Source organism: Amycolatopsis azurea DSM 43854, assembly GCF_001995215.1.
GTDB classification, from domain to species: domain Bacteria; phylum Actinomycetota; class Actinomycetes; order Mycobacteriales; family Pseudonocardiaceae; genus Amycolatopsis; species Amycolatopsis azurea.
This window is the reverse complement of the sequence record NZ_MUXN01000027.1, coordinates 116,205-131,339: the sequence shown is the minus strand read 5'-3', so window position 1 is coordinate 131,339 and position 15,135 is coordinate 116,205. Positions and strand designations below refer to the sequence as shown.

The window sequence follows — 15,135 nt, the reverse complement described above, 5'->3', positions numbered from 1 at the left end:
GCCGCCGATGCCCTCGAACCCACCTGGTTCCGACGGAACACCGGATCCGCTACGGCCGTCTGTCTACGAGATCCGCGACGGCCAGGGCGTGCAGGTGGGAAACCACAACGTCCAGCACAACACCTATGAGCAGCACGTCCACGCACCGGCGGTCATCACGCCGATGGAGCAGGTCGACGCACCTGCCGGTCTGATCGATCTGCCGGAGCGATCCCCGCTGTTCGTCGGCCGTGACGAAGACATGCGGCGGCTGCGGGACGCGCTCACGGCATCCACGTCGAGATCCGTCGTGGTGACCGCGATGCACGGACTGGGCGGGATCGGCAAGAGCACGCTGGCCGCGCACTACGCCGAAAGGTACCGCGCCGGCCACTCCCTGGTGTGGTGGATCACCGCTGACGCGCCCACCTCGATCGACACCGGGCTGGCGCGCTTGGCGGTCGCACTGCAACCCGCGGTGGGAAGTCTGCCGCTGGAGCAGCAGACCGAGCATGGCCTGCGCTGGCTGGCCACCCACGACGGCTGGCTGCTGATCCTGGACGACCTTTCCGCACCGAAGGACGCGGCGAAGGTGCTTGATCGCCTCCCCGCAGGCCAGGTGCTGATCACCAGCCGGCGCACCACCGGCTGGCACGAGATCACCACCGCCCCGCTTGCACTCGACGTCCTGAAACCCGGCCAGGCACGCGAACTGCTCACGCGGATCCTGACCCACCACGACCCCGCCGCCGACACCGACGGCGTGGACACCTTGTGCGCCGAACTGGGACATCTGCCGCTGGCCATCGAACAGGCCGGCGCCTTCATGGCCGAAACCGGCACCACGGCAGGCAAATACCTCGACCTGCTCGGCCGATACCCGGCCACCATGTACGGCGAAACCGCCGAGGGCGGGAACACGCAGCGGACCATGGCCCGGATCTGGCGCGTCACCCTTGACCGGCTCGCCGACACTCCGTTGGCGAGCCAGGTGTTGCGGGTGCTGGCCTGGTACGCCCCCGACCACATCCCCACCACGCTGCTGAGCGATCTCGACGACGAGCTCGCCGTGATCAAGGCGCTGGGACGGCTGGCCGCCTACGCCATGATCACCCGCAGCGGTGAGGCGATCAGCGTGCACCGGCTCGTGCAGGCGGTCACCCGCACCGCCGACCCCGATGACCCTCACCGCACTCCGGCCGGCGTCGCGCACGCACGTGACCACGCCACCCGCGCTCTGTCGCGGGTGTTTCGGCCGCTGGACCCCGAGGCGCCTCGAGACTGGCCGGGGCTGCAAACGCTGATGCCGCACGCCCAGGCACTCGTCAGCCACACTGACCCGAAGGACGACAACGGCGACATCGTCCTCGTCCTCAGCCGACTGGGAGAGTTCCTGGGGAACCAGGGGGCAGTGACGACCGCGAGGGGATACCTGGACCGGTGCCTCACCGGCTGTGAGCGGGTGCTGGGTCCGGAGCACCCGGGCACCTTGACCGCACGCAACAACCTCGCCGGCGCATACGAGTCGGAGGGAAATCTCGGGCAGGCGATCCGGCTGTACGAGGCCACCCTCGCCGATCGTGAGCGGGTGCTGGGGCCGGACGACGCCGAAACTCTGGTCTCCCGCAGCAACCTCGCCCACGCCTACCGGACGGCGGGGAATCTCAGACACGCGATCCCGCTGCATGAAGCCACTCTCGCCGATCGCGAGCGAGTACTGGGCCCCGACCACCCGGACACGCTGACCTCAGGCAATAATCTCGCGGGCGCCTACGCGTCGGCGGGGGACCTCGGCCGGGCGATCCCGTTGTACAAGGCCATTCTCGCCGGTCGCGAGCGGGTGCTGGGTGTGGACCACCCCGGAACCTTGACCTCGCGCAACAATCTCGCGGGCGCCTACCGATCGGCGGGTGATCCCGGGCAGGCCATCCCGCTGTACGAGGCGACCCTCGCCGATTGCGAACGAGTCCTGGGGCCGGATCACCCGAAAACTTTGAGCTCCCGCAACAATCTCGCGGGCGCCTATGAGATGGCGGGGGAGCTCGGCCGGGCGATCCCGTTGCACCAGGCCACTCTCGCGGACCGCGAGCGAGTACTGGGCCCCGAGCACCCGAGTACCTTGACCTCCCGCAACAATCTCGCCGCCGCCTACGAGATGGCGGGAGATCTCGGGCAGGCGATCCCGTTGCACGAAGCGACCCTCGCCGACTGTGAGCGGGTGCTGGGGCCGGATCACCCCGACACCCTCATTTCCCGCAACAACCTCGCCTACGCCTACTGGCTGGCGGGAGATCCCGGCCGGGCGATCCCGTTGCACGAGGCCACTCTCGCCGCCCGCGAACGAGTTCTCGGCCCCGGGCACCCGCACACGCTGTCCTCCCGCCACAACCTCGCCGGCGCCTACGAGTCCGCGGGGAATCTCCGGCAGGCGATTCCTCTGTACGAAGCCACTCTTGCCGCTTACAAGCGGATACTGGGGCGCGGCCACCCCGAGACCAAGGCGGTTCGCGCCAATCTCCGCCGCGCTCGCGGAAGGTAGGCGACCGAAATCTCAGCCACCCGGCGACAGGGGGCCGCACACGACATTTTTCCAAGACCGGGCCAGGAACTCTCGCTACTTTTCGGACTTCGTGCTCGCGAACTCACCGGGAAAGAGGGAGAGACATGAGACCCTGGAGCGCAATCGCCACGATCATCGTCCTTACCGGCAGCACACTTCTCGGGGTGGCCGGGTTTTCCTCCGCGACATCGGCGAAAGACGACGCTGTGTCCGCCGTCGGCAGAGTCTGCGTGACCGTGGTCGGCGAGGCTCCGGCCGACGGGGCCGATCCGGCGGAGTCGACCACGTGTGGTGCCTCCGTCGGAGACCCGGCGATCCAGACCGCCGTCGCGGGCAAGACCCTGCTCATGGAGTGGTTCTACCACGCGAACAACAACCCCTCTGATCTGTACCGGTATTACGGGACCGCTGGTCCCTGCGACACCTCCGGCTACAAGATCAAGGTGACCGGACAATGGGACAACAACATTTCCGGGTTCAACACCTGGAATGACTGCAATGAAGTGCTGGGCTACGACGCGCCCAACTTCGCCGGCGCCCATGGATACTGGGACGGCACCAAGAACCCCTGTGTCTGCGTGGTCGCCCACTGGGTGGGGCCTGATTGGAACGACCGCATCAGTTCGTTCCATATTCGCTTCAAGCGCTAGGCCGGTCAGCCCAGCGACGCGCTCGCGGCGCGCAGTTCGTCGAGGGCCTTCAGGAGGAAGGTCGCGAACCCGGCCTCGGGTGCGCGGTCGCCTTCGGACCATTCGGCGTACCCCCGTTTGAAGGCGAGGACGCCGAGTTCGCTGGCGAGGGCGGCTGTCGGGTCCGGCACGCCGCGCGCGACCAGGGCGGCGGTCATGGCGGCCGCGAGGCTGACGCTCTTGAGGGCGTCGCGCTCCTGAAGTTCGGCACTGGCGGCGACGGCCGCTTTCAGGCGCGGGGCGATCTCGCGGCTCATCGGGCCCATCGCGGTCGAGGCGCGCTCCAGACCGGCGGCGACCGCTTCGAGCGGACTGGCGTCGGCGGGCGCCTCGGCGATGCCCTCGGTCAGCAGCCGGCTCAGCGTCTCCTGTCCGGCGACCAGCAGCTCGCGTTTGTCGGGGAAGTGCCGGAAGAAGGTGCTCTTGGTGACCCCGGCGCGCTCGGCGATCTGCGTGACCGTCGTGGCGTCGTAGCCCTGCTCCGTGAACAGGTCGACCGCCGCCATGACGAGGCGTTCGCGCGCGCCTGGTTCCCATCGGGCCATGAGGTCATCTTAAGTGATGGGACTCTTGTCCCGTCACCCTGGTACGGTGATGGGACAAGAGTCCCATCACTCGCGGGAGAGTTCCATGCGCGTCTTCGTCACCGGCGGTACCGGCCTGATCGGATCCGCCGTCGTCGCCGAGCTTCTCGGCGCCGGTCACACCGTCCTCGCACTCGCCCGATCGGACGCCTCCGCACAGGCCGCCTCGGCGGCCGGCGGCGAGCCGATCCGGGGCGCCCTGGCCGATCTGGACGCCCTGCGCGCCGGCGCGGCCCAGGCCGACGGCGTGATCCACCTGGCCTTCGCCAACGACTTCAGCAGCCCCGAGGCCCTCGCGAACGCGGTCGCCGAGGAAAGTGCCGCCCTCGCCACTCTCGGCCAGGAACTCGTCGGCAGCGACCGTCCCTTCGTCACCTGCTCAGGCACACCCGCAGTGCAGGGCCGGGCCTCCACCGAGGCCGACCCGATCCCGACCGAGGGCCCGGTCGGTGGTCGAGGCCGCGCGGTCACGGGAGTTCTGGAGCTGGCGTCACAAGGGGTCCGGAGCTCGGCCGTCCGCCTGCCGCGGACCGTCCACCACGACGGTGCGGGCGGATTCGCCGGTGTGCTGACCGGGATCGCGCGCCGGAGCGGAGTGTCCGGCTACCCGGGCGACGGCACACAACGCTGGCCGGCCGTGCACGCTCTCGACGCCGCGGTCCTCTTCCGGCTCGCCTTGGAGCACGCCGAGGCCGGCACCGCCTGGCATGCCGTGGACGACGAGGGTGACCAGGTGCGGGACATCGCCGCGGTCATCGGGCGGCGGCTGGACCTGCCCGTCGAACCCGTACCGGTGGAGACCTACGGCCCCCTCGGTGTCATCTTCGCGGCCGACCAGCCCTCGTCCAGCGCCCACACCCGGCAGGCCCTCGGCTGGGAGCCGAAGCACCCGCGCCTGCTGGAGGACCTGGAGAACATCCAGGCCTGATAGGCAGGCCTCGGCCCGTCAGTCTCGCTGCCGGCGCAGTGATGAGACGAGCCGGGAGATGCCTTCGCGCGTGACACCGGCTCGCAGGTCGAGCCATTGCCGGTTACGGAGTGCGGTTGGCGTGTTGAGGTCGGGGTCCGCGCCGGGAAGGATGACGGGGACGATCGGGAGGCTGCTGTTGTCGATCGCAAGCAGGAGTTCGTTCTGTTGTCCTGTTGCCGCGTTGGTGGACCTGCCTACGCAGAAGATCAAGGCTTTAGAGGCGTTGAGGCTGTCGGTGAGGGCGTCGGCCCATTTCGCTCCTGGTGGGATGTGGCCGTCGAAGAAGACGTTGACTCCGGCCTTGGCGAGTTCTTCCACCAGTTCGAGGACGACGGGTCGGTCTTCGTTGGCGAAGGAAACGAAAGCGTCGTAGCGGAGTCGCACCTCTGCGGTGTCGAGGTGGGAGAAGCGTTGCTGGTTGACCAGGAAGTCGACGCTGGCGCGCCGGAGTTGACCGTCGGAGAGCCAGTCTTGACCCTGTTCGCCGACGAGGAGTCGCTCCAGGGCGCGATCGGAGAGCATTCGGGTGGCTACCAAGGACTCGTTCCCGGTGCCGCGTGCTTTGGCCGCGTAGTCGGCCGGTGTCCATTCGGCGACATCCTCCGCCAGACCCTCGGAGGTGGTGAGCGCGTCGAAGACCTCGGGCCAGCGATGCTCCAGGCACCGCGATATCGCGAAAAAGCGGACGGGGATGGTCGCGGCCCCGTCGGGCGAACTGGTGCTGATGGAGAAGTCGACCAGGATGTTGTTGATGAACCGGATGACCGCGCGAGGGTTGCCGCCGAGTGCTTCCGCGGCGGCGGGCAGGACCGGTTCCAGTTCGCCGACCAGTTCGGGCGGCTGGTCGGTGAGGAGTGTCTTGCAGAAGTCGGTCATGCGTGCGGTCGACGGGGGGATGTGGAAGGGAAGCTGGACGATCTTGTCGAGGTAGAGCTCTCCTTTGAAGTCCTTGATGCCGTACTGAGTCGAGTACCGGTGCTGCAGGTAGCCCTCCACCACCTTGCGCGCGACGCCCAGCACGAAGATGAAGCCGGGCTGCGCGAGGACCAGTTTGATGCTCTCGAGCAGACGGATGGCCTGGTCGGGGAAGCAGCGGTCGAGGTCGTCGATCAGAATGACGACCTTGACGTCTCTGCGGAGTTTCAGCTCGTCGAGGCTGGTGAACGCGCCGTAGTAGAGACTGCGGTCGAGCAAGGGGTCCGGGGTGAGCTTGGCTTTCCGGTCGATCATGTCCTTGGCCACGAGGGAGGCCTCGAACTCGGCGAACCCCGGGATCGACACCTTCGACTTCGCCGAGAAACCGTAGGCGATGGCGCGCAGCGAACGGATCAGCGACTGACCCGACTCGCTGATCTTCTTGCCCATGGTCTGGTGCTGCTCGAGTGCCTGCACGATGGTTCCCACGAGCGGCACGATCGGGTGTTCCTCCTGCTCGTACCGCCAGGCGTTGAACCACACGGTCACGACGTCTTCGCTGCCGACCAGTTTGCGTTCGATCAGACGCATCAAACTGGTCTTGCCCGTACCCCACTCGCCGAACACGCCGATCGTGAACGGCCCGCGGGTGTCGGTCGCGGCTTCGGCCAGCACTTGGGCATACACCTCGAACCCGAGCCCGTCCGCGGTGCGCTGGTCGGCTTCACCGACAGCCTGGTCGGCGATAAGGCTGATCCTCATCCATCCCCCTGCGTCTCGCCAAAGAGATCGCCGTCGGCGTCGATGCCGCTACACCCGATCTGGGAGTAGCGGTCGATATGGCCGCCGCATGAGGGACGTTCAGTTTTCGCGGTGGCGCGAAACGAGGTCGATCAGCTCTCGGTGGCTCTCGGGGTCGGAGGCGGCGACCAGCCCCTGGACGCCGGAGTGCACCGGCTGCCCGGCGAGGTTGGTCACCACACAGCCGGCCGCCTGACACAGGGCGATGCCGCTGGTGAAATGCACGCTGTCCCGCAAGTGCCCATCGGTGATGTAGGCGGCCCGCCGTCCGGCCGCGACCCAGGCCAACGCCAGTGTCGTGGACACCACGCGGGGGCGGAAGTCTTCGGTGAAGGCGTCGTCCAGCAGCATCCGTGCCGTGCGGAACGACGCGGCATTGGGGAACGGCGGGTCGAGATTGACATCCACGAGGCGGTCGCCCGCCACGGGCACCAGAGGCTCTTCGCGGCCGTCGCGGCGGAGGAACGCGCCGCGGCCACCGGTCCAGAAAACCTCGCCGGACAAAGGGTCCGCCGACACCGCCACAGTCACACCGCTCTCGGTACGCAGGGCGAGGTTGACCGCGACCAGCGGCGTCCGCGCCGCGTAGTTCACGGTGCCGCACAACGGGTCGACCAGCCAGGTCCGCGACCCGTCCCCGGTGCCGGCGCCGTACTCTTCGCCGAGGATGACATCGCTCGGGCAGGCCTCCCGCAGCACCCTCCGGATCACGCGCTCCGCGGCGAGATCCACCCCCGTGGCGAAATCCCTGTCGCCTTTCTCGAACCGCTTTACGGCGCCGCCGTAAGAACTCCGGATCACCTCGCACGCGGCGTCGACAGCACGGATCGCCACTTCCATGTCGGAGCCGGGTCTCACCGGCGTGACCACATCAACCACGGATCAGATCCTTCCAGCTACGGGGCGGGGCTGTCGGGGTCGGCGCTACCCACCTAGGGTTGGTGCACCGGAGTGGAACTCCGGACGTGATCCACGTGCAGGGGAGGGCCAGTGGATTGGCGGGGGGACACACGACGTCGTGTGGCGGGCGATGTGACAGGTCAGAAATCTCGGGGTGCTCGGTTGCGCACAGCTCCCCGCGGGGTCATGCCGTATTACCTGACGCTGGAGCTCGCGGCGCTAGTGCTGCCGCTGGTGGTGCCGGGGCGGGCGACGACCGGAAGGGACTGGACCTGGTTCGGAGTGCTGCTGCTGGCCGCCGTGCTTCAGGCGGAGCTGTCAGCGCAAGTCGAGCGGATGCGACAGTTCTTCGCCACTAACCCGCATATCAACATGGTCTCGATATGGACGCTGGCTGCGGCGCTGACGGTATCACCCATTCTTGCTTGCCTGCTGGTCATTCCGATCTACGCACACCTGTGGCTGCGGGTCTCGCGGATGGTGCCGGGCGTGCGTCTTTATCGGGTTGTATGTTCGGCGGCCACCACGGTTATCACCGTCCTCGCCGCTTGTACTGTGCCGGACTTACTCGGTTTCCGCGACGAACCACCAGGCTTGGTCGCGATTGTGCTCAGCGGGCTGACTTACTTCATTGTCAACGCGCTGCTGGTCATGATCGGCTTCAAGCTGCACGATTCTCAACGCGGTTTCGTGTCGTTCATCGGCTCATGGGCCGACAACGCGCTCGACCTGGTCACGCTATGCCTCGGCGGAACCACGGCCGTGTTGCTGGTCGTGCACCCCAGCCTGGTCTCACTCACGCTATTGCCGGCGGTGCTGTTGCCGCGAGGCGAACTGGGGCGCCAGCTGGAGATGATCGCCGACCGGGACCACAAGACCGGCTTGCTCACCATCGCCGAATGGCGCAAGCGGGCCGACGCCGAGCTGAGCAGGGCACGACGGACGACCGACCCGTGCGGCATCTTGATGATCGACGTCGATCACTTCAAACGAGTCAACGACACCTACGGCCATCTGGCGGGCGACGCCGTGCTGCGCGCGGTCGCGGGCGTCGTCCAGCACGAGGTGCGCATCTACGACTCGGTCGGCCGCTTCGGCGGCGAGGAGTTCGTCGTGTTGCTGCCTGGCATCGGGCAAGTGCACTCGACCGCGATCGCGGAGCGGATCCGGGAAGCTGTCACAAAACTCGCTGTCGTGACAGCGACAAATGACGGCGAAACGACGATCAAGGGGGTGTCGGTGTCCCTCGGCGTCGCGGTGTATCCCCATGCCGGAATCGCGCTGGACCAAGTGCTCGGGGCGGCGGACAAGGCCGTGTACCGGGCGAAGCACCTCGGCCGGAACCAGGTGTGTATGGACGGCTTCACATCCTCGTGACGCGGCGGGGGCCGGTACCACGTCGGGACACGTCTCACATCACCACGACGAAATGACCGACAACATCCGCTATTCGGCATGAGGGTGCGCCTGAACGCGCTATACGCTAATTCCGGTTGTCGTGTCAGCGGCTGGAACGCCATGATGCGACCGTGACCCAGACACGGATTGGCTCCAACCACGACTTTCTGCAACTGACAGTTGATGCCGCAGAGAGCGGCCCGCCACTGTACTTGCTTGCCGAGCTACAGCTCCACGGCTTATCCGCGTCAGTTCAGGTCGTGCATAGCTATGTGACAGGGTTCGCCGATCTCGCGGAGTTCTTTCAGCAGCACGTGGATGACTGGCGTGGCTGGGACGGAGTCCGAACTTGGGAGTCCCTCGAAAGGGTACTGAAATCGATGCGTCCCACCAGTACGGTCACGTGCAGCTGAGGGTCACGCTCCAGAGGTTTCAACCCAACTGGGGGAAACGAGGGCTGGACCGCGACCGGTGACTTGACGATCGAGCCCGGAGAGCAACTGTCGCAAATCGCCCAAGAGATCAAGGTGCTGACGACCGGCTCGTAGCAGTTTCTCTGGAACGCTCAGCGGCATGAGCGGATAACCGGGGGAAGATCATCGTGTGAAACCGACGGACGACGTTGACGATCTGCGCGCGTTCCCCCGCCGACCGCAAGTCCTAGGCAGCGGTGCGCGAACCTTTCGCTCCGTAGTCATTTCCTCAGGACTGGTGACGGGGCGAGAGGTTGGCATCGTGTCTTCCCTGCGAGGGAACGACGAAGACGGGCCACGCTGGTGTCCGGTGAGTTCGGTCGACGTCTTCCGGTCGTGTGGTCACGATGGGATCGTTCCCGCGGCATTCGCGCGGACCTGAGCCGGATCCCAAGGCGGAACAGGTAGCGGATATCGTCGCGCAGATCGCGGCGAGACCGGAGATCGCCAGGGTGGCAACGCTGGCGCAGGACCTCGATATGAGCGTGCGGAGACGCCACCAAGGTCAGCCTCAGTTTCGTGACACTTCGGCAAGTCGTGTGCGACGCTCAGGGTGAGACGGTGCGGTGATCGCCCGGGATGCCGTGTTCGACCGCGTCGAACGCCTGGTTCAGGCGCTGGCGGTGCGTCGCGGCGATGTCGGCGAGATCATCTCCGGCGAGTCGGCTTCGGACCGTCTCGACGGCCACCGTCCGGTATGCGGCGACGAGCAGGGCCGCGGTCAACGTGCTGTCGCCGGAGAACGTCGAATCTGTGCGGAGTTCGGCGGCCAGCGCCGTCTCGATCTCGTACGCGAATGCGCGCAGCCGCGTGATCAAGGCGGGCGAAGCCGTGACGGTCCGCATCATCGGTTCGATGTCCCCGTTCAGGCCCGAGAGCGCGTGCCGCTTCTCCGCGAGTGCGAGGGCGGTCTGACGGAGGGCCTCGACGGCGCTGATGTGGTCCGCCCGCTCGCGGATCGCGGTTCGCACGATGTCGACAACGTCCGGAAGACGATCGAGCAGGAGGTCTTCCTTCCGCTCGAAGTGCGAAAACACCGTCACCTTGGACACGCCGGCGGCCGCGGCGACCTCGGCGATCGTGACGTCGTCGAAGCCGCGCTCAAGGAAAAGTCCACTCGCGACTTCGGCGATGCGCGCTCGCGTCTTCGACCCGCCGCGATCTCCCCGATTTGGCATATGAAGGGCTCCCTCGACGCGCTGGTCCTTTGAGTACATTTACACGATAAGCTTATCAAGTAAGACATCGGGCGAAGCTGCCCTTCCCGGCGGAAGCGAACGGCGTTGATCCCGATCCGGCTCATGGCATGCCGAGATTGATCTCGCCGGCCAGGACGTAGGCGCCGACCAGGCCGCCGGAGACCCCATGCCGCCGCAGGGGGAGGTGCGGTGCGTGGCATTTCGACAGGCGCCACGCGGAACAGTTCGGGCCCCAGAACCCTTTCTGTCGCCGGCGCCCCGGCCGGCTCATCACTTGACGCCCTTGACGCGATAGATGCTGCCGGCGGCGGCCAGGGCAAGGACGGCGCCGAACAGGTAGTAAGCCGTGAATCCGCCCAGTGACGTCGCGGAGCCGAGCGCGATGATGGCCGGCGCGATCGCGGGGGCGACCGACTGTGGGAGGGAGGCGGCGGCGCTGAGCACGCCGAGGTCCTTCGCGGCCTCCCCGGTGCCGGGCAGTACCTCCGTCGCGAGCGCGAGCGACACTGAGAAGAACAACCCTGCGCCCACCCCGATGACTGCCTGCGAGACGACGACGGTCACGACGTCCGGCGCGAGGGCGAGCGACACGAGGCCGACAGCGATGAAAACCCCGGCGATGGCGACGAACGGACGCCGTTTGCCCAGTTTGTCGGAGAGGTGGCCGCCGACCAGGCTGGAGATCATCATCATCGCCGTGGAGACCGCGTTGATGACGAGGACCGTTGTGGTCGCGCCCTGCTCATCGAACCCGAACTCGGCCGTCAGGTAGTACGGAAGGTAGCTGGCGATGCCGCCGTAGCCGAACATGATGAGGAACTGCGCCAACCAGGTCCAGGCGAAGTCGGGGTGCTTGACCGGGTTGAAGACGAACGAACCGAGGAACTGAACCAGGGTAAATCGTTGAGTGGGTTTTTCGGTGAGCACGCGGTCCTTGAGGTCGATGACGAACCAGGCCGTCAACGCGGTCGCGATGAGCGCAGGTACGACAAAGCGCAGTACGTCGTCGGCGAGGAAGTTCACGATGCCGAAGCCGGCGAGGACGCCCACAGGTGTCGCGATGCCGACGATGCCCGCCGCCGAGCCGAAACGCGAAGGGGGCACCTGATCCGGGACGGTCGCGCTGGCCGCCGCCATGGTCGCGTTCGTCGCCGCCTGCACGACACACCACGCGACGAGCACGACCCACACCGAGGTGGCGATGCCGACGACGAAGAGTCCGGCGAGCCCGATGACCATGCCGCCGAGGATCCAGGGGCGCCGCATGCCCCACTTCGAGGTCGTGCGGTCCGACAACCGCCCCGCGACGGGATTGGCGACGAGGCCGAATATCGCTCCGACGGCAAGCACCAGAGCGAGATTCGTGGTGGCTTCCCCGGGGGATGCGGAGATGTGCTCGATCTTGAAGGCCAGGGTGACGGCCACGGGGGTCGTCGCTGCGAGAAAGACGCCGAAGTTGACGGCGAACAGGCCGCGGATATAGCCGCGGGGCACCTCCTGGCGGGGTGTGTCGGTGGCTGTCGACCCGGCCGCGGCTGTCGCGGGCGGGGGAGGCTCAGTCACAAACGAATCCTCATCTTTTAGTGGGCCGGAGAGTCGCGATCTGCGCGCTGATCAGGGATGTGTCGTGCTTGCCTGCGACGTTGCCGCCGCCCGTGGGCGTCGGCGTTCGGAGATCGCGAGTGAGCCGGCCGCGACGAGCGCGATCGCCGCGGCGGCCACGAGGATCGCGTGGGCGGCCTGGAATCCGGTGAGTTGCCGCGGCGTTCTGGCGATGACGATGACGATGATCGCGCTGCCGAGGCTGCCGCCCACGCGTTGGATGATGTTCGCGGTGGTGGTGGCGTCGGCCAGGTGGTCTGATGCGGCTCGTATCGCCGCGGTCATCGCTGGTATGCCCGCCAGACCCACACCGATGCCGCGGAGCGCCTGGAGGAGTTCGACGGTGACCAGGCTTGTGTTCTGGGGCAGGAAGACGAACGGGGCGGTGGCGACCATGGCGATCGTCAGGCCGATGATGCAGGTGATGCCGGCCCCGTAGCGGTCGGTGATTCGGCCACCGACGGGTAGCGCGGCCAGGGCGCCCAAGCCGTATGCTAGCAGGAGCAGGCCGGTGTGGGTGACCGTCAGGCCGCGCAGCGTCTCGTAGTAAAGGGGTAGCAGGATCAAGCCGCCGAAGAGGCTGAGCCCGGTGAAGAACAGGGTTACCTGAGCGGTGGTGTACGACATTCTCCGGAACAGGCTCAGCTCCAGTAGCGGGGTCCGCTTCGACGACCGGTCGCGACGCGTGGCGTTCCCGACGAACGCCACCAGCAGCAGGGCTCCCAGCACTGCGAGGATCGGTCCCCACGTCCCTTGTGTACCGGGTGAACCGAGGTTCGTGAGCCCTGACAACAGTGCCGGCAGCCCGGTCGACAGCAGCGCCAGTCCGAGGAGATCGAGTCTCGCCGTGCGGTTCGCGGCGTCTTTCGGCAGGACGCGGAGAGCGAGAAGGGTGGCGGCGACGCCGATGGGCACGTTGACCGCGAAGAGCCACCGCCAGGACATGGTGTCGATGAGCAGGCCGCCCAGTGCCGGGCCGATGGCCGGCGCCGCCATGATGACCAGGCCGGCGGTGGCCATGGTGCGTCCCATCCGGTCGGGGCTGACGGCGCGGGCGACGATGCTCTGCCCGGTCGGCACGAGGAGCCCACCGGACACCCCTTGCACCGCGCGGGCGATGATCAGCAGCGGGAGGTTGGGCGCCACCGCGCACAGCAGTGACGCGACCATGAACGCGACGAGGGCGATCAGCCATAATCGGGACGCGCCGAGCCGGTGCTGGAGCCACGCGGACGCGGGCAGCGCCGCGGCCAGCGCGAGCAGATATCCGCTGGTGGCCCACTGCGCGTCGACGAGCGTTGCGTGCAGGTCCTCCGCGATCGTCGCCAGCCCCACATTGACCAGTGACGTGTCGATCCCGGCCATGAAGCCGCCGAGCACGATCACCGTCGTCAGTGGACCGATTCCTGCCGTCGACGCACGATCGGCAACGCTCATCGCGTCCCGACCCAACGCGGAATCGCGGCGTCGAGCCGCTTGTGGGCGTTGCCGTCGGTCGACTCGTCCTCCTGTGTCGTAGCCCAGATGATGACGCCGTCCGGCCGCACGAGCAGGCTCGACAACGACGTGTCCTCGGTGGGGTCGGCGACATAGGTGACCTGGTGCTTCAGATGCCGCACCGCGTGGGCGAACCGGCCGTCGGGTGAGCGGTCGACCAGGACGAACCGGCCGTCATGGGCGTGGTCGGCGAGCCTGCCCTCGGAGGCCAGTTCGACATCCCCGGCGAGCGAGCCGACGGGGGCGGCGGCATCGTCGGCGACGTCGTAGTGCTGCTCGATGCCTGAGGACAGCGCGACCATCCGGTTCATCGCGCCCGGCACGGTGAACAGCTCGTCACCGATGATCTTCCGCAGCCGCGCGGTGTGCTCGTCGCCGCGCATGAGGGCGACCTGCGCCCTCGTCCAGTCCAGGACCCATGCGGCGATGGGGTGCCGTTCGGCTTGATAGGTGTCGAGCAGCCCCTCCGGCGCACAACCGTTGATGGTCGCGGCGAGCTTCCAGCCGAGGTTCGCCGCGTCACCGAGGCCGAGGTTCAGGCCCTGGCCACCCAACGGCGAGTGCACGTGCGCGGCATCGCCCGCCAGCAGCACCCGCCCGTGCCGGTACGTCCGTGCCTGCCGGGTGTTGTCCGTGAACCGCGTCGCCCGCCCGCGCACACCCGTCAGGACCACCGGCACTCCGGTGACATCCCGTACAGCATCCTGCAGCTCTTCCAGCGACACGGGAACGTCCCGGTCTTCCGGCGGTGTCCCGAACCGGACAAGGAAGATACGTCCCGGGATCGGCCCGTAGGCGTAGAGGCCGCGCGGTGTCCACGTCCAGCCCCGCTGCAGTCCGCTGGTGTCTTCGAAATCGGCGATCGCCTGATACCCCACCAGCTCGGGATCGGTACCGACGAAGTCGATGCCGAGCTGTTTGCGGATCACACTCCGTCCACCATCGGCTGCGACGACCCATCCGGCCGGGAAATCACCCGCGTCGGTCTCGACGACCACGTCGGCGTCATCCAGAAGACTCTCGGTCGTGCCGCGCACCCCGTGCACCTCGACGCCGCGACGGATCTCGACACCGAGCCGGGTGCAGTGCTCCGCGAGCAGCTGCTCGAGGTCGTACTGGGGCACGCCGATTCCGTTCGCCACCGCCGTGTGCGCCGCCAGTACCGGGTCGGCCTGGTCGACAAGGTCGTTGCGGAACAGGATTCCCGCGAAGTGCCCCGCCACCAGGAACCGGCGGGACTTTTGCCTGGCCGCCTCCAACAGCTCACGGACCGTGCGGGTCGAGCTGTCCCCGGCGAACGCACGAGCGGCCGCGATGAGGCGGGCCTGAGCCTCCTCAGCAGCGGGCAGCAAGCCGCGCCGGTCAAGGATCTCGGCGCTGGCCACGTTGATCGAGCCGGCCTTGATCGTCGGATCCGGCTCCGCGATTCGCTCCAAGACCGTCACCCGCACGTCCCGTAGCGCCAGTTCGCCGGCGAGAAGCAGGCCAGTGGGTCCGGCTCCGACCACGATCACGTCAGTCCGCTGCATAACGCACTCCTTGACTTTCGCTTCGAACTCACTCGGAAT

12 protein-coding genes are annotated in these 15,135 nt (G+C 67.4%); 5 read left to right on the top strand and 7 right to left on the bottom strand.

The window, feature by feature from the left end:
- Positions 1–7 precede the first annotated feature (7 nt).
- Positions 8–2,518 (top strand): tetratricopeptide repeat protein, encoded by a 2,511-nt coding sequence (locus B0293_RS43325; RefSeq protein WP_005161313.1) that lies wholly within the window; start codon positions 8–10, stop codon positions 2,516–2,518.
- A 125-nt stretch (positions 2,519–2,643) separates the two neighbouring features.
- Entirely contained in the window at positions 2,644–3,189 is a 546-nt protein-coding gene (locus B0293_RS35500) for a hypothetical protein (protein WP_143254716.1), read from the top strand.
- Between the two features lie 5 nt (positions 3,190–3,194).
- Here B0293_RS35500 and B0293_RS35495 read toward each other — a convergent pair whose 3' ends face one another.
- A complete protein-coding gene (locus B0293_RS35495; protein WP_039918956.1) occupies positions 3,195–3,773 on the bottom strand; it encodes a TetR/AcrR family transcriptional regulator in 579 nt (192 codons plus the stop codon).
- Between the two features lie 85 nt (positions 3,774–3,858).
- Here B0293_RS35495 and B0293_RS35490 point away from each other — a divergent pair, with 85 nt between their 5' ends.
- On the top strand, positions 3,859–4,740 hold the full coding sequence (locus B0293_RS35490; RefSeq protein WP_005161318.1) for an SDR family oxidoreductase: 882 nt from the start codon (positions 3,859–3,861) through the stop codon (positions 4,738–4,740).
- 18 nt (positions 4,741–4,758) lie between these two features.
- On the opposite strand, the gene B0293_RS35485 is transcribed toward B0293_RS35490, so the two are convergent.
- Both B0293_RS35485 and B0293_RS35480 read right to left on the bottom strand, forming a co-directional pair.
- The gene (locus B0293_RS35485; RefSeq protein ID WP_005161321.1) at positions 4,759–6,459 is read right to left on the bottom strand and encodes a P-loop NTPase fold protein; all 1,701 of its coding nucleotides are present in this window, start codon (positions 6,457–6,459) and stop codon (positions 4,759–4,761) included.
- A gap of 99 nt (positions 6,460–6,558) precedes the next feature.
- The gene (locus B0293_RS35480; RefSeq protein WP_005161324.1) at positions 6,559–7,377 is read right to left on the bottom strand and encodes an inositol monophosphatase family protein; all 819 of its coding nucleotides are present in this window, start codon (positions 7,375–7,377) and stop codon (positions 6,559–6,561) included.
- Between the two features lie 207 nt (positions 7,378–7,584).
- Between B0293_RS35480 and B0293_RS35475 the strand changes: the two genes are divergently transcribed.
- Positions 7,585–8,775, top strand: coding sequence for a GGDEF domain-containing protein (locus B0293_RS35475; RefSeq protein ID WP_063936651.1), 1,191 nt, complete (start codon positions 7,585–7,587; stop codon positions 8,773–8,775).
- A gap of 152 nt (positions 8,776–8,927) precedes the next feature.
- Positions 8,928–9,209, top strand: coding sequence for a DUF6228 family protein (locus B0293_RS44475; RefSeq protein ID WP_245192004.1), 282 nt, complete (start codon positions 8,928–8,930; stop codon positions 9,207–9,209).
- A 608-nt stretch (positions 9,210–9,817) separates the two neighbouring features.
- Here the strand turns inward: B0293_RS44475 and B0293_RS35465 are convergent.
- The 4 genes from B0293_RS35465 to B0293_RS35450 form a co-directional block, all read right to left on the bottom strand.
- Complete coding sequence (locus tag B0293_RS35465; RefSeq protein WP_005161330.1) at positions 9,818–10,447, bottom strand: TetR/AcrR family transcriptional regulator; 630 nt, start codon at positions 10,445–10,447, stop codon at positions 9,818–9,820.
- A 291-nt stretch (positions 10,448–10,738) separates the two neighbouring features.
- Complete coding sequence (locus tag B0293_RS35460) at positions 10,739–12,031, bottom strand: MFS transporter (RefSeq protein ID WP_005161333.1); 1,293 nt, start codon at positions 12,029–12,031, stop codon at positions 10,739–10,741.
- A gap of 51 nt (positions 12,032–12,082) precedes the next feature.
- On the bottom strand, positions 12,083–13,507 hold the full coding sequence (locus tag B0293_RS35455) for a DHA2 family efflux MFS transporter permease subunit (protein ID WP_005161337.1): 1,425 nt from the start codon (positions 13,505–13,507) through the stop codon (positions 12,083–12,085).
- Positions 13,504–15,096 carry an FAD-dependent monooxygenase gene (locus tag B0293_RS35450; RefSeq protein WP_005161339.1) on the bottom strand — a complete coding sequence of 531 codons (1,593 nt, stop codon included), beginning with the start codon at positions 15,094–15,096 and terminating at the stop codon, positions 13,504–13,506. The genes B0293_RS35455 and B0293_RS35450 overlap by 4 nt, the downstream gene beginning before the upstream one ends.
- Positions 15,097–15,135: the final 39 nt, after the last annotated feature.